Origin of the sequence: Pantoea graminicola (assembly GCF_048452665.1) — a bacterium.
Classification (GTDB): Bacteria; Pseudomonadota; Gammaproteobacteria; order Enterobacterales; family Enterobacteriaceae; genus Pantoea.
Window position 1 is genome coordinate 39466 of sequence record NZ_JBLWSJ010000008.1, and the last position, 21394, is coordinate 60859.

18 protein-coding genes, 4 tRNA genes and 1 other RNA gene are annotated in these 21394 nt (G+C 58.2%); 4 read left to right on the forward strand and 19 right to left on the reverse strand.

The window, feature by feature from the left end:
* Positions 1–43: 43 nt before the first annotated feature.
* The 7 genes from uvrD to ACNY69_RS17250 all read right to left on the reverse strand — a co-directional run bounded on the left by uvrD (position 44) and on the right by ACNY69_RS17250 (position 8434).
* A complete protein-coding gene (uvrD, locus tag ACNY69_RS17220) occupies positions 44–2206 on the reverse strand; it encodes a DNA helicase II (protein WP_128085406.1) in 2163 nt (720 codons plus the stop codon).
* Positions 2207–2358: 152 nt separating this feature from the next.
* Positions 2359–3075, reverse strand: coding sequence for a 5-amino-6-(5-phospho-D-ribitylamino)uracil phosphatase YigB (yigB, locus tag ACNY69_RS17225; RefSeq protein WP_418799317.1), 717 nt, complete (start codon positions 3073–3075; stop codon positions 2359–2361).
* Positions 3072–3977 carry a tyrosine recombinase XerC gene (gene xerC, locus ACNY69_RS17230; RefSeq protein WP_293774081.1) on the reverse strand — a complete coding sequence of 302 codons (906 nt, stop codon included), beginning with the start codon at positions 3975–3977 and terminating at the stop codon, positions 3072–3074. The genes yigB and xerC overlap by 4 nt, the downstream gene beginning before the upstream one ends.
* A complete protein-coding gene (locus tag ACNY69_RS17235; protein ID WP_111142003.1) occupies positions 3974–4678 on the reverse strand; it encodes a DUF484 domain-containing protein in 705 nt (234 codons plus the stop codon). The genes xerC and ACNY69_RS17235 overlap by 4 nt, the downstream gene beginning before the upstream one ends.
* Complete coding sequence (dapF, locus tag ACNY69_RS17240) at positions 4675–5499, reverse strand: diaminopimelate epimerase (protein WP_111142006.1); 825 nt, start codon at positions 5497–5499, stop codon at positions 4675–4677. Before dapF ends, ACNY69_RS17235 begins: the two co-directional genes overlap by 4 nt.
* 28 nt (positions 5500–5527) lie before the next feature.
* The gene (lptM, locus tag ACNY69_RS17245; RefSeq protein WP_418799320.1) at positions 5528–5728 is read right to left on the reverse strand and encodes an LPS translocon maturation chaperone LptM; all 201 of its coding nucleotides are present in this window, start codon (positions 5726–5728) and stop codon (positions 5528–5530) included.
* Positions 5729–5875: 147 nt separating this feature from the next.
* On the reverse strand, positions 5876–8434 hold the full coding sequence (locus tag ACNY69_RS17250) for a class I adenylate cyclase (RefSeq protein WP_111142001.1): 2559 nt from the start codon (positions 8432–8434) through the stop codon (positions 5876–5878).
* A 316-nt stretch (positions 8435–8750) separates the two neighbouring features.
* Between ACNY69_RS17250 and hemC the strand changes: the two genes are divergently transcribed.
* Genes hemC through hemY form a run of 4 tightly spaced genes read left to right on the forward strand, consistent with a single transcriptional unit; the run spans position 8751 to position 12775 of the window.
* Positions 8751–9692, forward strand: a complete 942-nt coding sequence (gene hemC, locus ACNY69_RS17255; protein WP_111142005.1) for a hydroxymethylbilane synthase — start codon at positions 8751–8753, stop codon at positions 9690–9692.
* On the forward strand, positions 9689–10417 hold the full coding sequence (hemD, locus tag ACNY69_RS17260; protein ID WP_111142000.1) for a uroporphyrinogen-III synthase: 729 nt from the start codon (positions 9689–9691) through the stop codon (positions 10415–10417). Before hemC ends, hemD begins: the two co-directional genes overlap by 4 nt.
* Positions 10418–10442: 25 nt before the next feature.
* A complete protein-coding gene (gene hemX / locus ACNY69_RS17265; RefSeq protein ID WP_111141999.1) occupies positions 10443–11576 on the forward strand; it encodes a uroporphyrinogen-III C-methyltransferase in 1134 nt (377 codons plus the stop codon).
* Between the two features lie 2 nt (positions 11577–11578).
* A complete protein-coding gene (hemY, locus tag ACNY69_RS17270; RefSeq protein WP_111141998.1) occupies positions 11579–12775 on the forward strand; it encodes a protoheme IX biogenesis protein HemY in 1197 nt (398 codons plus the stop codon).
* Positions 12776–13510: 735 nt separating this feature from the next.
* Here hemY and ACNY69_RS17275 read toward each other — a convergent pair.
* From ACNY69_RS17275 to rfbA, 12 genes are all read right to left on the reverse strand, one after another.
* Positions 13511–13640: non-coding RNA, RtT sRNA (locus tag ACNY69_RS17275), on the reverse strand.
* A gap of 32 nt (positions 13641–13672) precedes the next feature.
* Positions 13673–13749, reverse strand: a tRNA-Pro gene (locus ACNY69_RS17280).
* Between the two features lie 21 nt (positions 13750–13770).
* Positions 13771–13857 (reverse strand) — tRNA-Leu (locus ACNY69_RS17285).
* Positions 13858–13873: 16 nt separating this feature from the next.
* Positions 13874–13949: transfer RNA gene (locus ACNY69_RS17290), tRNA-His, on the reverse strand.
* Positions 13950–14047: 98 nt separating this feature from the next.
* Positions 14048–14124, reverse strand: a tRNA-Arg gene (locus tag ACNY69_RS17295).
* Positions 14125–14282: 158 nt separating this feature from the next.
* Positions 14283–15023: a lipopolysaccharide N-acetylmannosaminouronosyltransferase gene (gene wecG / locus ACNY69_RS17300; protein WP_111139462.1), complete on the reverse strand. Its 741-nt coding sequence runs from the start codon at positions 15021–15023 to the stop codon at positions 14283–14285.
* 25 nt (positions 15024–15048) lie between these two features.
* Positions 15049–16392 (reverse strand): ECA oligosaccharide polymerase, encoded by a 1344-nt coding sequence (gene wzyE, locus ACNY69_RS17305; protein WP_111139461.1) that lies wholly within the window; start codon positions 16390–16392, stop codon positions 15049–15051.
* Positions 16389–17456 carry a TDP-N-acetylfucosamine:lipid II N-acetylfucosaminyltransferase gene (gene wecF, locus ACNY69_RS17310; protein WP_111139460.1) on the reverse strand — a complete coding sequence of 356 codons (1068 nt, stop codon included), beginning with the start codon at positions 17454–17456 and terminating at the stop codon, positions 16389–16391. The genes wzyE and wecF overlap by 4 nt, the downstream gene beginning before the upstream one ends.
* Positions 17453–18703, reverse strand: coding sequence for a lipid III flippase WzxE (wzxE, locus tag ACNY69_RS17315; protein WP_418799324.1), 1251 nt, complete (start codon positions 18701–18703; stop codon positions 17453–17455). The genes wecF and wzxE overlap by 4 nt, the downstream gene beginning before the upstream one ends.
* The gene (gene rffA, locus ACNY69_RS17320; protein ID WP_367395973.1) at positions 18703–19833 is read right to left on the reverse strand and encodes a dTDP-4-amino-4,6-dideoxygalactose transaminase; all 1131 of its coding nucleotides are present in this window, start codon (positions 19831–19833) and stop codon (positions 18703–18705) included. The genes wzxE and rffA overlap by 1 nt, the downstream gene beginning before the upstream one ends.
* The gene (gene rffC / locus ACNY69_RS17325) at positions 19820–20527 is read right to left on the reverse strand and encodes a dTDP-4-amino-4,6-dideoxy-D-galactose acyltransferase (RefSeq protein ID WP_418799326.1); all 708 of its coding nucleotides are present in this window, start codon (positions 20525–20527) and stop codon (positions 19820–19822) included. The genes rffA and rffC overlap by 14 nt, the downstream gene beginning before the upstream one ends.
* Positions 20496–21386, reverse strand: coding sequence for a glucose-1-phosphate thymidylyltransferase RfbA (rfbA, locus tag ACNY69_RS17330; RefSeq protein ID WP_293770623.1), 891 nt, complete (start codon positions 21384–21386; stop codon positions 20496–20498). Before rfbA ends, rffC begins: the two co-directional genes overlap by 32 nt.
* Positions 21387–21394: the final 8 nt, after the last annotated feature.

Here is a 21394-nt window from a genome sequence, read left to right on the forward strand (position 1 = left end):
TGGGCGCATGTTACGCTGAGACGAAAAAGCCGTCAACCGCACGCTAAAGCGTTTCCAGCTTCGCGTAGGCCGCCACCAGCCACTTGATTCCCTGCCCCTGAAACGCCACCTGCAGACGGCTGTGCTCGCCGCTGCCTTCCAGATTGATGATGGTGCCTTCACCAAATTTAGCGTGGTGAACACGCTGGCCCAGCGCGAATCCGCTGTCATTTTTGGTCACCGGCGCACCCATCCGCTGATGGTTCACCGGACGGCTGACGCTGGCGCGCAGACGCACCTCTTCGATGCAGGTTTCCGGCAGCTCACCGATAAAACGGGAAGGCCGGTGATACACTTCCTTACCATAGAGTCGGCGGGTTTCGGCGTAGGTCAGCGTCAGTTTGAGCATGGCCCGGGTCACGCCGACGTAGGCCAGACGACGCTCCTCTTCCAGCCGCCCGCCTTCGTCCAGCGACATCTGGCTCGGGAACATGCCCTCTTCCATGCCGACGATGAACACCTGGCTGAACTCCAGCCCTTTCGCCGAGTGCAGCGTCATCAGCTGAACCGCATCCTGCCATTTGTCGGCCTGACCTTCGCCTGCCTCCAGCGCCGCATGGGATAAGAAGGCCTGCAGCGGCATCAGATCCTCATCTTCATCCTGATAGCTGAACTGACGTGTGGCGGTCACCAGCTCCTCAAGGTTTTCGATGCGCGCCTGGCCCTTCTCACCTTTCTCCTGCTCATACATCAGCCACAGGCCGGAGTCTTTGATAACCCGGTCGGTCTGAACATGCAGCGGTAAATCGGCGGTTTCGGTGGCCAGTGAATCGACCAGCTCACAGAAGCGTTGCAGGGCGGAGGCGGCGCGACCCGCCAGCGCACGGCTCTGCAGCAGTTCGCGGGTTGCCTGCCACAGCGTCATCTGGCGTTCACGGGCCGTCTGACGCACCACATCCAGCGTACGATCGCCCACGCCGCGTGTCGGGGTGTTAACCACACGTTCAAAGGCGGCGTCATCATTGCGGTTCGCCATCAGACGCAGATAGGAGAGCGCATCTTTGATCTCCTGACGTTCGAAGAAGCGCATACCGCCATAGATGCGGTACGGCAGGCTGCTCTGCAGCAGCGCCTCTTCCAGCACGCGCGACTGGGCGTTGCTGCGATAGAGGATCGCGCAGTCGTTGAGTGCGCCGCCGTTCTCCATCCAGACCTTGATACGATTTACCACAAAGCGCGCTTCATCCAGCTCATTAAAGGCACAGTAGATGGAGATCGGTTCGCCGTCGCTGCCTTCAGTCCAGAGCTCTTTGCCCAGACGGCCATTATTGTTGGCGATCAGGGCGTTGGCGGCTTTGAGGATATTGTTGGTCGAGCGGTAGTTCTGCTCCAGTCGGATCGTTTCTGCTGCGGGGAAATCCTGCAGAAAGCGCTGGATATTCTCGACCTGCGCGCCGCGCCAGCCGTAGATCGACTGGTCATCGTCGCCCACGATAATCACCCGGCCGCTGTCGCCCGCCAGCATCCTGATCCAGGCGTACTGAATGTTGTTGGTATCCTGAAACTCATCCACCAGCACGTTGGTAAAGCGTTCGCGGTAGTGATTAAGGATGTGCGGCTTGTTAAGCCACAGCTCATGGGCGCGCAGCAGCAGCTCAGCAAAATCGACTAATCCGGCGCGATCGCACGCTTCCTGATAAGCCTGATAGATGCGCAGCCAGGTCTGCTCGATCGGGTTGCCGTAGCTTTCGATATGCTTCGGCCGCAGGCCTTCATCTTTTTTACCGTTGATGTACCACATGCCCTGACGCGCAGGCCACTGCTTCTCATCAAGGTTCATCGATTTGATCAGACGCTTGAGCAGGCGCAGCTGATCTTCGCTGTCGAGGATCTGAAAGTCCTGTGGCAGACCGGCATCAAGATGGTGGGCGCGCAGCAGACGATGCGCCAGACCGTGAAACGTCCCGATCCACATGCCGCCCTGGCTGGTGCCAATCAGCTGCTCGATACGGTGACGCATTTCCGCCGCCGCTTTGTTGGTAAAGGTCACCGCCATAATGGAATAGGGTGAGCAGTTCTCGACCGACATCAGCCACGCAATGCGATGCACCAGCACCCGCGTTTTGCCACTGCCCGCGCCTGCCAGCACCAGCAGGTTACTGCGCGGAGCCGCAACGGCAGCGCGCTGATTGTCATTCAAACCATCGAGCAGTTCAGAAACGTCCATAAGCACCGTTTACCAGAGAAAAAACGCCGTCGTCGCGCTGTTGCGTTCGCCTGCCGCAGGGTTGTCGACGCAGCAAACACCGCGACACAGACGCCGGATCGGAGACGGCGACAGCGCAGAAAAGAGATGACGACTGGATAAATTTACAGCCATTATAGCAGTGAGGTGAGTGATGCCAACCGCGAAATTTCAACATGCGGTAACAGACGCGCATCCGGGATGTGCATCAGATTGCCCTGCCGCAGATTAATCCAGCACGCCTGCAGCCCACAGCGCAGCGCACCCGCCACGTCAGTGGTGAGGTCGTCGCCCACATGCAGAATGTGCTTTGGCGCGATAGCCAGCCGCTGCGCAGCAAGCTGATACATATCCTGCCACGGCTTGGCGCGTCCGTCCGGTCCGGCGCGCAGGGTAAACCGGAAGTACCCGGCGATCCCCATTTTTTCCGGGCTGGCGTTGCCGTTGGTGATCGCCACCAGCGGCACTTTTTCCGCCAGCGCTTTCAGCGTCTGGTGCGTCTCATCCGGCATCTCAACCTGACTGCGCCAGTGGTGGAACACATCCATCACCTCTGTCGCACCCGCGCTGGCGTCAGCGGCAGAGAGGCCGGCATTCAGCATCGCCAGCTCGACCGAGCGGCGTCGCCACTCCGACACATCGTGATAGATCTCAGGCTCACGCAGCAGCAGCTCGTCACGCAGACGCTGATAATCCTGCGGCGTGAAGCTACGCAGCGCCGGATGATACGCCTGCAGCGCCGCGTGGGACGCCAGGGTCGTGCGACGGATCACCGGATGGTTATCGTAGAGCGTGTCATCAAGGTCGAAAGTCAGGGCCTTAATGGCCGACAGCGGACGATAAAACTTCATTCGTTCTTTCCTCGTTTGGCGCGGGGATGCGCAGCGTCATACACCGATGCCAGATGCTGGAAGTCGAGATGGGTATAGATCTGCGTCGTTGACAGGTTCGCATGCCCCAGCAGCTCCTGCACGGCGCGCAGATCGCCGCTGGACTCCAGCAGGTGCGTGGCAAAAGAGTGACGCAGCTTATGCGGATGAATATGGCTGGCGACACCCTGCCGGATACCCCACTCTGCAAAGCGCTTCTGCACATTGCGGGGCGAGATGCGGTTGCCGCGCGTCGAAAGAAACAGCGCATCATCCTGACCGCCAAAGGCTTCACGCAGCGGCAGCCAGTGCTGGATCCAGGTGATCGCCGTGCGGCCAATCGGCACCCGACGCTCTTTGCTGCCCTTTCCCACCACCCACACTTCGCCGGAATCGAGATCGACGTGGCGGCAATCCATGTTCACCAGCTCAGAAAGGCGCAGCCCGCCGCCATACATCACTTCGAGCATCGCCCGGTCGCGCACGGCCAGCGGATCGCCTAAGTCGATCTCCAGCAGCTGATTGACCTCATCAACATCGATGTTCTTCGGCAGATGACGCGCTTTGCGCGGGGTCATCACCCCTTTGGCCGGATTAGCGGCAAGCAGACCCTGGCTCACCTGCCAGTCGAGAAAACTGCGCAGGGCTGAAAGACGCAGCGCGAGGCTGCTGGCGGAAAGTCCGGCACGACGGCTGCGCGCCGCCATGCTGCGCACCTGCGCAGGCTCCAGTGCAGCCCAGCTGCTGAGCTTCATCTCATCAGCAATGGCCACCAGCGCGGCAAGCTGTCGCGCATAGCTGCTCTGGGTCAGAGGGCTGAGCTGGCGCTCCACCTTCAGGTAGCGCAGAAATCCGTCGATGGCCTCCTGCAGCGCCTGACTCATACGCGCTCAACCCAGCGGGCGAGCAGGCCCGGCATCATCTGTGACAGATGCTGCAACAGCAGCGTGCCCATACCCGATTGATAGTGCTGGCTGTCACGGCTGCTAAATACCAGCACGCCGAGTTCGCCCTCTTCGCCCATCAGCGACATCGCCACCGAGCCAATCGCTTTGGCCTGCGGCAGCAGCAGCAGCAGTTCCGGCCCGTTGAGGCTGCCGAGATAGTGATGCTGATTACCGAAGCGCTGAATGCGCAGCGGCTCAAATGCCTGACGCGACAGGCTCAGCTGGAAGAAATCGGAGGGTGCGCCCAGCAGCCATTTGTCGCTGAACAGCCGCACATTCGCGCCCGCCAGGCCCAGCTCACGCGCCCAGCGATGCAGACGGTTGAGCATATCCTGCAGGGAGTCCGCCGCGGCCAGATGGCTCTCCAGCGACAGCAGACGATCAAAGAGTTCGTGGTTGGCGCTGGCCTGTTCCATCAGCAGCGTGATCTCTTCTTCCAGCCGCTGGATATGGTTACGTTGCCGTGCCATATGCCACTCGACAAGCGACACGCTGCCGCGCACCGGGTGTGGCACGGTCATTTGTTCAACTTCGCGGGCATTGCGGATAAAGAATTCGGGATTCTGCCGCAGGTAATCACTGACGGCCTGATCGTCCAGCAGAACCGAACTGTCAGCCTGCTCTTCGATATTTTTCATAGATGAATAAACCCATCATAGACGTGTGTGGCAGGCCCGGTCATATAGAGCGGCTGACCGGCCCCTTTCCAGGTGATATGCAGCGTTCCGCCAGGCAGATCCACACGGACTTTCGGTGCCAGAATGCCCTGCTGAATGCCGCACGCAACGGCAGCACAGGCGCCGCTGCCGCACGCCTGCGTTTCACCCGCGCCGCGTTCATAGACGCGCAGGCGGATATGCTCGGGATTGACGATCTCCATAAACCCGACGTTGACGCGCTCCGGGAAGCGTTCATGGCTCTCCAGAATCGGCCCCAGCAGCGCGACCTGCGCGGTTTTAACGCTGTCGACCTGAATGACGCAGTGTGGATTGCCCATCGACACCGCACCCAGCATTACGGTCTGTTCTGCCACCCGCAGCAGATAGAGATTTTCCGCTTTATTGGCGCGGAAAGGCACCTGCTGCGGCTCAAAGTTGGGCTCGCCCATGTTCACACGCACCTGGTCATCAGGCGTGACGGTCAGGACCATGCGACCATTCTGGGTACTGACCCGGATGTCACTTTTGTTGGTCAATCCTTTCAGCTGCACAAAGCGGGCAAAGCAGCGCGCACCGTTGCCACACTGTGCCACTTCACTGCCGTCGGCGTTGAAAATACGATAGTGGAAATCGAGGTCGGGATCGTAAGGCGGTTCAACAATCAGCAGCTGATCAAAACCGATCCCCAGATGGCGGTCGGCCAGCCGGCGGATCAATTCCGGCGAAAAAAAGATATTTTGTGTCACCGCATCCACAACCATAAAATCGTTGCCGAGACCGTGCATTTTGGAGAACTGCATTTTTTGCTCCGCCGGATAAGCCATCAGATTAGTTCGCTTTTACGCCTGCATTGCCGGTTACCAGTCCGCCCACATCGGCTTTAGTGGCATTGGCTTTCTGACGTTCGGTCGGTGCCTGCTGTTTCTTCGGCTGATCCTTCGGCGGGAAGTAGAGCGGTCCTTTCAGGCCACAACCTGCAAGGCTGATTACTGCCACTGTCATGGCCAACAGGCTTATTACTTTCTTCATTCTTTATGCTCTTCATGTCCTTTACCTGGATGCTTATCATCGCAGTTGAAGGTGGAAAAGCAACAGGAAATCCCCGCAAATAGCGTGAACCGGGTGACAGGCCAGAAAGAGAGCGGCCACCTGCGGAGCGCAGGCAGCCCGTCAGCATCAATGCACCTGATAGCGCGGTTGATAGTCGCTGTTGTCGTTGTCAGGCTGCGACGTGCAGAGCTGCGTCAGCGTCTGACTGCGGAACGGAATGACCTGGAATCGCTCCCCGGTATTTACAATCTGGTAGAACTGCGGCAGGTTGAAGTTGATAAAGCTCGACCCATAGGTAAAACGGTCGTGCGACGAAGAGTAGAACCGGCTGACGTCGCGCACCAGCTCCTCTTTGCTGCCTTCGCAGTGATGATAAACCTCAACCCGGTTGGTCTCATCGAGGATATAGATGTTGAAGCCACGCTCATCGGTCGTGTTCTCAAAGAAGAACTGAATGATCCCTTCGCTGGCGTAGCCGTTGACCACCGGCGGCAGCGGCGTCTGATTGGTTTCGACTTTGATCGACAGGCCATGCAGCTTGTTGTTGGAGATCGCGCCATAAAATTCCACCGCGTTTTCCAGCTTCTGCACCGAAACGCTCATGCGTTCGAAGAAGAGCCCCCACGTCTGGCCCGCCATACGCAGGGCTTTGAAGCGGCCCGGCTCCTGACGTGTGCTGGAAAGACGCAGCTCGATACATTCTGACACCAGCTGCTGGACGCGCGTACGGATCAGCCCGCGCAGATGCTGGCTGTAACAGAACACTTCCACCGTATCGGGCGGCGACGCATCCTGATGCATCTTGCCCAGAATGGTTTTCAGCCCTTCGATCATCGCCTGTTCGCCGCTGAAGTGCAGCGTACGCACCTCATTCCAAGAGTTGCGATAGAGCAGATCGATACTGCCAATCAGGCACTGCTGCTGCTGACCAAAGCTGAAGACGTCCAGCTTGCGGAAGTCGAAGTGCACCACCTGATTGCGGAAGGCCGCCGTCGGATCGTGCTCAAGGTTGACGATAATCGCAAGGTGGCGGATTTCGCACGGGCTGTAGAGCGCTTTTGGCGTCGGCGCAGGCAGACGCAGCGGGAAGTGGCTGGAGACATCGTTCACCAGCTCCTGCAGCCGCGCCAGATCGCAGATCTCGTTGCCTTTAATATGCAGCCGGGTTTTACGGGTCAGCAGACCGTTGAACCACGCCCACGCCACCAGCTTGTTCAGGTAGCGGTTATATTCCAGGGGCTGATGGCTGATGATCGAATCCATGTCCGGCGCCTGGTTATAGAGATACCAGCCAGGACGGTTGGCGCGGCCAGGCGGCACATGAATAAAGGTCAGATTAGGCTCGGAGAGATCGGGCGAGATCTGAGGGTTAACCAGCGTGACCTTTCCCGGCAGCGCCTCGAAAGCCGCATAGAGTTTACGGGTCAGCACGCCGATATCCTGCGGGCTGGCGCTGACGCTTAAATTATTGCGGCGGGCAAAGCGGATCAGGTTGCGATAACTCTGCATCATCGCATCCAGCAGTTCGTTATGCGCTTCGCGCACCCGCTCGATTTTCCACTCTGCACGGTTGTCCAGAATGGCAATCTTCTCTTCGTTCCAGCCCCAGGCTTTCACCAGCTGCGATAAAATTTCGCGGCGCCAGCCGGTGCGTTGCTGATGATCATCAGTGCTGAGTTTTTCGCACACTTTCAGGTAGAAGCAGCGGCGCACCAGATCAAGACGCGGCTGATCGTCGATGCTGGTCAGATAATCGGTGACCCGCTCCAGCATCATGCAGTAGGGATCGAGCCCGAAACAGATAATTTCGCCGTCATGCAACCGCTGTTTGATATCCATCGCCAGCAGCTGTGTATTCGGATATTCCCAGCTGTAGGCTTCCAGCAGCAGCGTTTTCAGCACCGCTTTATAGGGCGAGTCGATGCTCTTATAGAGCTGCCACAGGCTGGCACCGAAATACTCTTCGGCCGAGAGCGTGCCAAGGCCACCCAGGTCGAGCCACTCATTCGGGGTCAGTACGCCTTTGGCATACAGCGACATCACATAGTCGTCGTAGTGATGCTCTTCTTCGCCCGGCACCATGTTCCACAGGATGCGTTTACCGGCCATGCGAACCGCCGTACGGTAGAACTCATCCAGCAGTAAAATGTGTTGGGTAGAACCGCAATCTTCTCCGCCCAGGCTGCCACTTTCGTTGTGGCGGAAACGGTTCTCATCGATCAGGAAGAAACTGACTTCCACGCCCATAGAGACGCACCACTTCTGCAGCAGCGTGCATTTGCGCTGCAGGTTCAGGCGCTCTTCATTATCCAGCCAGGATTGATGGCAGACCCAGATATCGAGATCCGAGACGCTGTTCTGGCCGACAGAGGAGGTGCTGCCCATCGAGTAGATGGCCGTGATTGGCCTTTCGCCCTTCGGCGCATCGGCATGGCGCAGGTCACTGTCGCCGGTCAGGTCAGCCAGCAGCTGGCATTGGTTTTCATCAGGCGTGAAAAAGCTGATGCCATGTGGAACGTTACCTTCAAGGTAACCTGGCATCTGCGGATGTTGATAATGTAATAAGGTTGGCAGCAGACTGTAGACACGCTGAAAAGCGGGCCCCATGGCAGCCAGCGCACGATCAACGCGCAGCTGGTTGATTGCATCCAGTCTCTGTTTCAGTGTCTCAATATAGAGGTACAAGACGTTTCGCCTGATTGTCCCAGTGTTTAAGCACCCTGTTTCCGCGCTCTGCCTCTGCTGGCGTAAAAAAGTGGGCAGATAATTGCTGGAAACGTGATCAATCTAACACCCGGCAGATTGACCGTAAAGAAAGTTGCGCTACTTAACAGTTTAGCACGTTCTGACCCGCTTCCTGCATTTTCAGCACCGGATCGCACGCGACGGCTTTAGAAACCGGGCCGTCAGCCGCGCGCCGACCCTTTTCAATCCGTTGAAACTGACAGTATTCGCCCAGAGATGATAGGATATTCAGTGAACGATAAAAATGGTTAACAGCATGTTAGACAAAATTTTCAGAATTGCTACAAGACAAAGTCCGCTCGCACTGTGGCAGGCACATTATGTTCAGCAACGCCTCATGAGCGCCCATCCGGGCCTGCGCGTTGAACTGGTGCCTATGGTCACCAAAGGTGACATTATCCTCGACACGCCGCTGGCGAAAGTCGGTGGCAAAGGGCTGTTTGTCAAAGAGCTTGAGCTGGCGATGCTGGAAGGCCGTGCCGATATGGCGGTACATTCCATGAAGGATGTGCCGGTCAGTTTTCCCGACGGGCTGGGCCTGGTGACCATCTGTGAGCGCGACGATCCGCGCGATGCGTTCGTTTCTCATCATTATGACTCTATCGATGCGCTGCCTCAGGGCGCCATCGTCGGAACGTCGAGCCTGCGTCGTCAGTGCCAGATCAGCGCGCGTCGTCCGGATCTGGTTATCCGCTCACTGCGTGGCAACGTCGGCACCCGCCTCGGTAAACTCGATGCCGGTGAATATGATGCCATTATCCTGGCCGTTGCCGGGCTGAAGCGGCTGGGACTGGAAGATCGCATTCGTCAGGCGCTGCCTGCCGACGTTTCACTGCCCGCCGTGGGCCAGGGGGCGGTCGGCATCGAATGCCGTCTCGACGACACGACCTTGATCGGCCTGTTACAGGCGCTGAACCACGCCGACACCGAAGTCTGTGTCAGAGCGGAGCGTGCCATGAATACCCGCCTGGAGGGCGGCTGTCAGGTGCCGATTGGCAGTTTCGCCGTGCTGGAAGGTGACGATCTCTGGCTGCGCGGCATGGTCGGCGCACCGGATGGCCGGGTCATGGTCAGCGGCGAACGCCGCGGCCCGCGCGCGCAGGCGGAGCAGATGGGCATTTCACTCGCCGATGAACTGCTGAACGGCGGCGCGCGTGAAATCCTGCAAGAGGTCTATCAGGGGCAGCCGCCGGCATGACCATCCTGGTGACGCGCCCGGAACCCGCAGCGGCAGAGCTGGTGTCACGCCTGCATGCCATTGGTAAACAGGCGTGGAGCCTGCCGCTGATCGAATTTGCGCCGGGCGCTGACCTCCCCTCTCTGCCTCAGACGCTCGCCGGCCTGCGCGCCGGTGACCTCGTTTTTATCCTTTCACAGCAGGTTATTCACTACGCACAGCACCGGATCAAAGCGTGGCCCCCTGAGCTGGACTATTATGCAATTGGTCGCAGCACCGCACTGGCGTTTCATACCGTCAGCGGTCAGCAGGTGACCTGGCCTCATGCGCAGGAAACCAGCGAAGAGCTGATCCGGCTGAATACGCTTCAGCAGGTGGCCGGTAAACGTGCGCTGATACTGCGTGGCGATCCCGGACGCGAACTGCTGGCAGAGACGTTAACCCGGCGCGGTGCCGAGGTGACGTTTGCTGCCTGCTATCAGCGCTGTCAGAAGCACTACGATGGCCCGGTTGAGGGGCGTCGCTGGCGCGATCGCGGCGTCTCTGTGCTGGTGGTGACCAGCGGTGAAATGTTACAACAGCTTTTTTCGCTGTTCCCCGCAGTTGATCGCGAGGAATGGCTGCTCAACTGCCGACTGATCGTCGTCAGTGAACGTTTGGCTACTCTGGCCGCAGGATTGGGTTGGCAGGATATTCAGGTAGCCGATGGTGCCGATAACGATGCGCTGCTGCGCGCGTTACGCTGAACTTTAATAATGGGATGTGCCACATATGACGGAACAAAAAGACTCCTCCGCCATGGTTGAAGAAACCACCCCAGCGGTCGACCGCTCTCCTTCCAGCAACAGCACACCACCGCGTCAGGCGAAAAATGGTGGCATGGTGCTGGGAGCAGTGGCGATTGTCATCGCGCTGGCAATAGGTGCGGGTTTATACCTTAACGGGAAACATCAGGCCGATTTGCAGGCACAAACCAATCAGAAGCTGAGCGATCAGTTAAGCGCGTTGCAGCAGCAGGCCAGCAGCGATAAACAGCAGCTGACACAGCAACTGAGTGGCGCAGAAAGCGCCCTGCAGACGGCGCAGGCCCAGCAGACCGCCTCTGCAAAAGAGCTGGAAACGCTGCGGGAAAAAATGGCCGTTATCTCCGGCAACGATGTGCGCAGCTGGCTGTTGGCGCAGGCGGACTATCTGGTGAAGCTGGCCGGCCGTAAACTCTGGAGCGATCAGGATGTCACCACCGCGGCGGCACTGCTGAAAAGCGCCGATGCCAGCCTGGCCGACATGAACGATCCCAGCGTCATGAACGTGCGTCGCGCCCTGACCCAGGATATCAGTAACCTCTCCGCTGTGACTCAGGTCGACTATGATGGCGTGATCCTCAAGCTCAATCAGCTGTCGAACAACGTTGATAATCTGCGTCTGGCGGATAACGACAGTGATGATGCGCCGATGGACAGCGATGGCGGCGAACTATCAGGTTCCGTGCGCGAATGGCGGCAGAACCTGGTGAAAAGCTGGCATAACTTTATGGATGATTTTATTACCATCCGCCGCCGTGACAACACCGCTCAGCCCCTGCTGGCCCCTAATCAGGACGTTTACCTGCGTGAGAATATCCGTTCACGCCTGCTGATTGCGGCGCAGGCTGTACCGCGTCATCAGGATGAGATCTACAAACAGTCTATCGATACCGTTTCGGCCTGGGTTCGCGCCTGGTACGACACCAACGATGCCGCCACCAAAGCGTTTCTTGCCCAGCTGGATGAGCTGAGCCAGCAAAACATCAATATGGATCTGCCGGATAACCTGGAAAGTCAGCCGCTGCTGGAGCAGCTGATGCAGACCCGCGTGCGGAACCTGTTAGCGCAACCTTCTGCCGCTGCTAATCAGCAGGGAGGCTAAGGATGCTTAAGGTATTTATCCTCTTTATCCTGCTGATTGCGGGCGTGGTGCTGGGACCGATGATCGCCGGTCATCAGGGCTATGTACTGATTCAGACCGATAACTGGAACATCGAAACCAGCGTCACCGGCCTGGCCATTATCCTGATCATCAGCCTGCTGGTGATTCTGGCCGTCGAGTGGTTGCTGCGCCGCGTGCTGCGCACCGGGGCACGTACCCGTGGCTGGTTTACCGGACGTAAGCGCCGTCGTGCCCAGCGTCATACGCAGTCGGCACTGATGAAGCTGGCAGAGGGCGATCATCGTCAGGCAGAAAAACTGCTGTCTAAAGATGCCGACCACGCCGATGTGCCGGTCGCGAACTATCTGCTGGCCGCAGAAGCTGCGCAGCAGCGTGGCGACGAAGTCCGTGCAAATCAGCATCTGGAGCGCGCTGCGGAGCTTTCTGAAAGCAATACCATCCCGGTTGAGATCGCGCGCGCGCGCATTCAGCTGGCACGTAACGAAGATCACGCGGCGCGTCACAGCATCGATCGTCTGCTGGAAGTGGCCCCGCGTCATCCGGAAGTGCTGCGTCTGGCTGAACAGGCCTATATCCGAACCGGAGCCTGGAGTGCCCTGCTGGATATTCTGCCTGCCATGCAGAAAGCGCAGGTCGGTGACGATCTGCATCGCGAAGCCCTGCAGCAGCAGGCCTGGCTGGGTCTGATGAATCAGGCAATGGCCGATCAGGGCAGCGATGGACTGAAGCGCTGGTGGAACACCCTGAGCCGTAAAACCCGTCAGGATACGACGCTGCAGGTGGCAATGGCGGATCATCTGATCGAATGCAACGATCACGACACCGCGCAGGCGATCGTGCTGGAGGGCCTCAAGCGTCATTATGACGATCGTCTGGTTCTGCTGATGCCTCGTATTAAAAGCGGCAATCCCGAAGCGCTGGAGAAGGCGCTCCGCCAGCAGATTAAACAGCATGGCGCTACGCCGCTGCTGCACAGTACGCTGGGACAGCTGCTGATGCGTCATGGCGAATGGCAGCAGGCGGCTGAAGCTCTGCAGCAGGCGCTGGAACAGCGTCCTGATGCGTTCGATTATGCGTGGCTCGCGGATGTTTACGATCGCCTGCATCGCCCCGAAGAGGCAGCGAAAATGCGCCGCGAAGGTCTGCTGCTGACGCTGAAGAGCAATCCCAACGGCTGATGCCGTCTGGAGACATTAAAAGCCGGGCTTGCCCGGCTTTTTTATGCCCTCTTCTCTCATCCCGCCCTGACGCAGGCAAAAAAAAACACCTGCCAGGGGCAGGTGCAAGATCAGGTCGGTAAGACAACCGGGAGATACCTGACTCAACGTAGTGTCTGTTAACCCTGTAAGGCTTGCGCGATACAGGCAGGCAGACAACAGGTATCTGAAAATTGGCTCTGCATCATTCCCAGGTTTATGTAGCATCAGCAGACATAAGAGGTGGAATGAGCATCTACAGCAGAAGTATTGCACAAGCCATGCCAGGTTGATGACTATTTTTTAAATAATTAAAATTCAGCTAGTTAGGCGCATCAGTCATCTGCGCTGCGGGGGTGTCAGGCAGGAACTGTCGGCATCCGGCGACAGCGGTGGCTTTCGCTGTCTCTGAATGGAGACAGCCAGCCGCGAATCTCCGTGAATCCAGCAATAACAAGGCGTTATCTGTCGGCGATTCACGACGCTGCGTTTATGTTCAGAAGACAGTGTCTGTTAAGGCTGACAGAGGCATGAATGCTGACAGAAAGATGTCAGAGGGCGGTCAGATCTGACTTCGATACATCGCCAGCCGGACGCGCAGGGCACAGGGTCAGAAGAGGAAAACGCCCGGCGCCCGGCTCAAACCTCCTTCGGAGGTCCTCATCCTCTTTTCCACAGACGAAAAAAAACCTGTCTTTTCAGACAGGTTTCTAAAAATGGTCGGCGAGAGAGGATAACGCCGCTCTTCGAGCTGCGCCCTTCGGGCCGTTGCTGACGCAACGTTGTCTCGCTGCGCTCGGCTCAAACCTCCTTCGGAGGTCCTCATCCTCTTTTCCACAGACGAAAAAAAACCTGTCTTTTCAGACAGGTTTCTAAAAATGGTCGGCGAGAGAGGATTCGAACCTCCGACCCACTGGTCCCAAACCAGTTGCGCTACCAAGCTGCGCTACTCGCCGATTTTTTTAAACTGTTTTGCCTGGTGCGAAGAGAGGGACTTGAACCCTCACGTCCGTTAAGACACTAACACCTGAAGCTAGCGCGTCTACCAATTCCGCCACCTTCGCGTATCCCAGCAAAATCTGGGGTGGCTAATGGGACTCGAACCCACGACAACTGGAATCACAATCCAGGGCTCTACCAACTGAGCTATAGCCACCACAATTCTTCATGATACAGATTACAAACCTGCAGCATTTAAATCTTTACTGCCAACCGCGGTAAATCAACCACCGAAGCTCATGCGCACAAACGATATGGCGCGCCCGACAGGATTCGAACCTGAGACCTCTGCCTCCGGAGGGCAGCGCTCTATCCAGCTGAGCTACGGGCGCGTAGCGCCGTTGCGGATGTGCATACTAGAGATAAGCGCCCATCGTGTCTAGTGCTTTTTAAATAAAAAGACGCGTTTGATTACGCTTTGTGCATTTTGTCGAGAAATAGCGCATTCATGCGCGGGCAGAGACTAAAAATGCGGCATATATCAGCAATATCAGAGATCGCCTCGCCAGTGGTAGCGCAAATATTTCAGCAGTTTTAGCTGCCGCCGCAGGCGGGAGGGCTGACGAATAAGGCGATAAAGCCATTCCAGCCCCAGCCGCTGCCAGATCAGAGGCGCACGCTTCACATGACCGGTGAAAACATCATAGGTGCCACCTACGCCCATATAGAGGGCATCAGGCCAGTGCGCGCGGCACGCCAGCATCAGCAGCTCCTGACGCGGCGATCCCAGCGCCACAGTCACCAGCTTTGCGCCGCTGGCCGCAATCCGGGCAAAGAGTGCATCCTGTTCGGCTGGCGCAAAATAGCCATCCTGCGCCCCGACAATATTGACATTCCACTGGCGGCGCAGCTTATCGCAGGTTTCATCCAGCACCTGCTGACGACCGCCGATCAGAAATACCGGCGTCCCTTCCCGCCCGGCACGCTCCATCAGTGCCTCCCACAAATCCGCACCCGCAATGCGCTGCACCCGCGCCCGGGGATACTTCTTGCGAATTGAACGCACAATGCTGATGCCATCCGCGTAGGCATATTCCGCCTGGGTCAGCAGCGTGCGTAGTCCCTCATCCCGCTCAGCGGTCAGGATCTTCTCCGCATTGATCGCCACCAGAATGCCGCTGCGTACCTGCTGCGGCGGCATCAGAAAACTCACCGCCGACGGCATGTTCTCGAAGCCATACAGCTCAACGCCACGAATCCGGTACTGCGGCGTTTCCGTTAACTTTGTCATATCTTCCGTTAATCCCAGAGGTTAATCAGAGCGGGCTGTGCACGACCCGCCTGCTGCGGTCGCGAATCAAACCTGCGCGATCCAGTAACCAGAAAAGTAATTTAGCCATGCCCAGGCAGGCAGCAAAAATAATGCAGAAAAACACCACGCGAGAGCCGAACGCATCGAGCCCTTCGCGTGCCAGCACGATCATGTTAAAGACCGCGCCAAAACAGAAGCTTTGCAGGATGGCGCCGCTGTAGCGATTGGTCTCAAGGCAGCCGCGCTGATAGATCGCATCAAAGGCCTTAATAATCATCCCGACCGCGACCGCGCCGGGAGGAATCGCCCAGACGCCGCCCATCACCACCAGCGAGCCTATCAGCGTGGGTGAAATCGCCAGGCCGGAGTGGTTGTTGAGCACTTCCCAGGTAAAGTAGTTCGCGCTGTTCAGCACCGCCAGCGGCCGATCCGGCCAGAGCCAGGTCGGAATAAACACATAAAAATCGCGCCATAGCGGGGCCAGTCCCTGGAATTCGATTCTGGCGTAGTTATCCAGCAGCAGGGCGAGGTTTTCCCACGGCGAGAACGTATCACGCGTCAGATAGAGGAAGGTATAGAACGCTTCATCGCCCATGACGTCCAGGTTATAGCGGCGCAGCGCCAGCCAGAACATCCCGGCAATCGCCATCACACCGGCGCTCGCCAGCATCCACAGCGTGATCCAGCCGCGGGTAATCCCGATAAACAGGAACAGGGCGAACGCGATAATGATATTGGCGCGGGTCCCCCCGACCAGCGCATAGGTCACTAAACCAAAGGTCACGGTGACCAGCAGGAACAGCAGCCAGTTGCGGCGCGTCGGGCGTAAAAAGTAGGGGATCAGCATCGCCGGAATAAAGAAGTAGAAAAATCGCTTAAGCGCCACGCCCGAGACTTCGCTGGAGAAGATCTGGTTGTAGGCGGTCAGGCGGAACAGCAGAAAGCCGTTGTGAATAAAGAACACCGTGACGGTGCCCAGCGCCACCAGCGCCAGAATCACGCAGGTCAGATGGGTTTCGACGCGATTCATCTGCAGCCAGGGTCTGGCCGGCGTAGGGCTGGCGGGCTTCAGCCGTATTTTATAGCTGACGTAATAGATGGCATAAAACGCCGTGGCCGACAGCAGCGCCTCCAGCAGATTTTCAACCGGCACAACATCGACATTAAAACGGAACACCAGCACCGAGGTCAGCGGGAAGCCGAAATAGAAAGTCAGCAGAAACAGCAGCGTGAAGAAGAGATGGAAGTTAAAACGGACACGCTTAAACTCCCGCCAGGTCAGGGTCAGGATAAAAACCAGCGACAGCAGATAGACCACCAGCAGGCCGCCAAACTGCATCAGACTCATGACAACTCTCCTTCGCTGAGCTGTAACGCCGCCCGCCATCCGGCCAGATAGCCCGGCGCAAAAAAGGCGATAGCCTGCTTATCACAACTCGCCAGCTGACGCCGCGCCTCAGCAATCACTGCAGGCGTCAGCGCATCTTCGCTGAACAGGACCGGCAGCTGCTGCTCAGCCACATCACGCCAGAATGGATTCTTACGGGTCAGGACAAATGGCACTCCGGCCTGAATCAGCAGGCAGAGCGTTCCCACACCCTGCTGACGTTCAAACATAAAATAACCGACATGGCAGCGCGCCAGCAGGGCCAGATAGTGCTCAAATGGCAGATTTTCACGGATCAGATTGACCTGCCCGTTCGGGAACAGCGTCTCTGCAGCGGCCTGAATCTGGCTGATATAGGCCTGGTTGCCCGGTGGATAGCCCAGCGGAACCTCGATGCGCACCTGCCCGCCAAACTGCGCGCGAATCGCCTTCAGCCCTTCAATATGCCGGTTACTCGGATCGCCGGAGTTACCCAGCAGCAACGTAAATGGCTCGGAAGGCGCAGACGCGATGGCGGCGGCGGGCATGCGGGTCGGGAAATAGAGCAGTGAACCGGGTACACGGCGATGGCGCTGCTGATAGTGATGCAGGTCGCCACGGGTCGCAAAAACCTGAGCCACGCGGCCCTGGGCGATCCGGCGAATTTGATAGAACAGACGAAACTTCAGGCTGCGCGAATCTTCATAGAGATCGGCTCCCCAGACGTGCCAGTAGATCTGTGAGCGGTGCAGTTTCCCGATGAGCAGCGCCAGCCAGATCCACGGGTTAAACTGTCCGTGACAGAAAAAGCGCTGCTGACGATGTCTGGCCCGCGCCACGACCGCCTGCGCCAGCGCTTTCTTGCTGGCAAAACATTCGATCTGCAACGCGCTGAAGGGGGCCAGGCTTTCGGGCTGCTGCGTCACCACCATAAAATGGCGTGGCGAAGCCACAGGCTGCTCAACGCTGAGGACGTCGTTGAAAAAGCGCAGCACCGTCTGATTGTGGTGGGGAATGTCCGATCCCAAAACGTGAATTAAAGTCATTTTTTCCGGCAGTAAACAATAAAAGCGCCACAGCACAGGGCAAAGTAAATCATATAGGTCAGCATATAAGCCTGTGCTGCCCCCGTTGCGCCATAGAGCGGGATCAGCCAGCGCGATAACAGGGTCAGCAGCAGGAACTGACTGATCTCAGTCAGAACATAAAAGCGCAGCGAGGCTTTGGCGATCACCAGATATCCGAAAACATAGGCGCCAACTTTAAAAACATCGCCGCACAGTTGCCAGACAAAGAGATCGCGCATTCCGCGAAACGCCTCAGAGAACAGCAGGCTGATAGCAAAATCGCGCAGCACCCAGACGCCAAAGCTGGCAACCGCGACGGCAGGCAGGACAAAGCGCAGCGCACGACCAATCTCACGCGCGATATCGCGTTTGTTGTCGAGCCGCGCCAGCGTCGGCAGCAGCCAGACGCTGAAGGTGGCGGTGATAAACTGCAGATAGGCATCGGAAATGCTGGTGACGCCCTGCCATAATCCGACCTGCGCCCAGCCCTGCTGCTGCGCCAGCAGATTACGCATCAACACCCAGGCGACAGGCAGGGTGACGGCCGTGATCAGCGCCATCAGCGTATATTTTGCCAGATTCCCCGCCAGTTCAGGATGCCATTGCGGACGCAGCCAGCTCAGCGGCAGCGGCACGCGGCGTTTCAGCATCATCAGCGCCGGCAGCAGCAGTAAGGCCGGAACCAGCGCCAGCCCGATCAGTGCGCCCTGATAGTCACCGGCCCACCAGCAGACCAGATAGCCTGCCACACCGATCAGACTGCCGAAGATCAGCGCCAGCGCATTGCCGCGCGCATCGCGATACCCCTTCAGCAGCGCCAGGGTAAAGTTGGCCCAGGCGATGCCGAGCTGCAGAAAGGCCACCACGCGGATGACCCCCTGATAGCGGTCGTGACCAAACAGCGCGGTGCTGATGGGGCCCGCCGCCAGCAGAAACAGCAGCGCCAGCACCCCGGAAAAGCCCATCACCAGGGTCGATGCCGTTCCCACCATCGCCCGCAGCCGGTCGGGCTGCTGCTGATACTGCGCGACATAGGTGGTGACGCCGTTGAAGATACCCGCGCCCGCCAGCACGCCCAGCACGGTAATCAGCTGACGGAAGTTCCCCGCCTGGCCGACGCCCTCCGGTCCGAAGCTGACCGCCAGCAGTTTAACGACCAGCAGACCGGCCACAATTTTTACCAGCGTGGACGACGCGGTCCACACTGAGGCTCTGGCAAGTGACATCAGGAGAAGAAGCTCAGCAGCGAGCTGATGACAGTGCTCTGGTTGTTATCTGACAGGTTATAGAACAGCGGCAGGCGCAGCAGGCGTTCACTTTCGCGGGTGGTGAAGCGATCGTCGCCGGCAAAGTGCGAGAATCGCGCACCGGCAGGCGAACTGTGCAGCGGAATATAGTGGAATACCGTCAGAATCTCGGCCTCTTTCATCCAGTTGATCAGCGCCTGACGATCGTCCTGATCGCGCAGTTTGATATAGAACATATGCGCATTGTGCTCACAGCTGGCCGGGATGACCGGCAGGCTGATGCGGCCCTGAGCCGCCAGCGGCTGGAGGGCGTCGTAATAGCGCTGCCAGACACGCAACCGCTGCTGATTAATTCGCTCAGCGGCCTCCAGCTGCGCCCAGAGCCAGGCGGCCTGCAGGTCGGACATCAGATAGCTTGAGCCCATATCGCGCCAGGTATATTTATCGACCTGTCCGCGAAAGAACTGGCTGCGGTTGGTGCCTTTTTCGCGCACGATTTCGGCGCGCTCAATCAGGCTGGCGTCGTTGATCAGCGTCGCCCCACCCTCGCCACCGGCGGTGTAATTTTTCGTTTCATGGAAGCTGAAGCAGCCGATATGGCCGATGGTGCCCAGCGCGCGGCCTTTGTAGCGTGACATCACGCCCTGCGCCGCATCTTCAATCACAAACAGCTTATGTTTTGCCGCCAGCGCCATGATGGTGTCCATCTCACAGGCCACGCCCGCATAATGCACCGGCACAATGGCGCGGGTTTTTTCCGTGATGGCCGCTTCGATCAGCGTTTCATCGATGTTCATGGTGTCCGGGCGCACATCGACAAACACAATCCGCGCACCGCGCAGCACAAACGCGTTGGCGGTAGAGACGAAGGTGTAGCTCGGCATGATCACTTCATCGCCAGGCTGCACATCGATCAGCAGCGCCGCCATCTCCAGTGATGCGGTGCAGGAAGGCGTCAGCAGCACTTTTTTGCTGTCAAAACGCTGCTCCATCCACTGCTGACAGCGACGGGTAAATCCGCCGTCGCCGCAGAGCTTGCCGCTGTTTATTGCCGACTGCATATACTCGATTTCGGTGCCCACAACCGGAGGCGCATTAAATGGAATCATGACCTTTCCTGTAAAACCAGTAGGCGGTGCTGTCGAGCCGGGCACCGCTGCGTAAATAGAGGCGCATTGCCGTGAGATTGCTGAGCTGGGTGGCAATCCGCAGCTGATTCAGCTGCCGTACCCGCGCCCAGTCAGCCGCCGCCAGCAGCAGCCGCTGACCCAGCCCCTGGCCCTGCGCAGCAGGCAGCACGCCCAGCAGGCCCACTCGGGCATCGCCGTCGACCGCGCGGAGCGAAACAAAGCCCTGAAGCTGCCCTGCGGCATCGCTCGCCACCAGGCACTGATCGTCAAACGAGCCGCGCACCGCATTTTCAATCCACTGCGCGTAAAAGCGACCGCTGGCGTCCGGCGCGTACCAGGGCGCACGGAAACGGCTCTGGCTGAACAGCGCAGACGCCGCCTCACGCAACAGCGGGATCTGCGACTCGCGGGCAATACGAATGTCCGGCTGTCGTTCCGTCTGCGTGACCGCCAGCGTCAGATCCGCCTCCCCTTCTGCCAGCTGAAACTGATGCTGCTGCAGCGTGTCGATCAGCGCGGTTTCGCTGGCCGCCACTTTCATCTGCATCAGCGCACAGGGATGACGCAGCGCCTCTTCCAGTGGGATCTCACCTTCCGCTTCCAGCCGCACGGTCTCAACACCGAAGAACGCGCTCTCCCAGCTAAGGGGATGAATATTGACGTGGACGGGCATGTAATAAATCCAGCAGATATTGGCCGTAGCCGGTTTTTGTCAGCGCTTCGCCTGCGGCGCGTAGCTGCTCGTCGCTCAGCCAGTGATTACGCCAGGCGATCTCTTCCAGGCAGGCAATTTTAAAACCCTGCCGCTTTTCTACCGTCTGCACAAACATGCTGGCTTCGACAAGACTGTCATGGGTGCCGGTATCCAGCCAGGCAAAGCCACGACCCAGCAGTTCAACCGTCAGCTCACCACGGTCAAGATACATCTGGTTGATAGCGGTGATTTCCAGTTCGCCACGCGACGAAGGCTTTACCTGTTTCGCGAATTCGATAACCTGATTGTCATAAAAATAGAGACCGGTTACTGCCCAGCGCGATTTCGGCTGCTGTGGCTTCTCTTCAATTGAGATCGCTCTGAAGTTGTCGTCAAACTCCACCACGCCAAAACGCTCAGGATCCATGACCTGATAGCCGAATACTGTTGCGCCGCGATGCTGCTCGACCACTTTACGCAGCTTAGGGCTGAAGCCCTGGCCAAAGTAGAGATTGTCACCCAGCACCAGGCAGCAGCTGTCATCACCGATAAACGACTCACCGATGATAAAGGCCTGCGCCAGTCCATCGGGACTGGGCTGCGTCGCGTAGCTCAGGCGTATTCCAAATTCACGGCCATCGCCTAAGAGACGTTCGAACTGTGCCTGATCTTCCGGCGTGGTGATCAACAGAATGTCTCGAATACCCGCCAGCATGAGTACTGAGAGCGGATAGTAGATCATCGGTTTGTCGTAGACAGGCAGAAGCTGCTTCGAGACTGCACGGGTTATCGGGTGTAACCGCGTACCCGAGCCGCCCGCTAAAATAATGCCTTTCATCGCTGTTC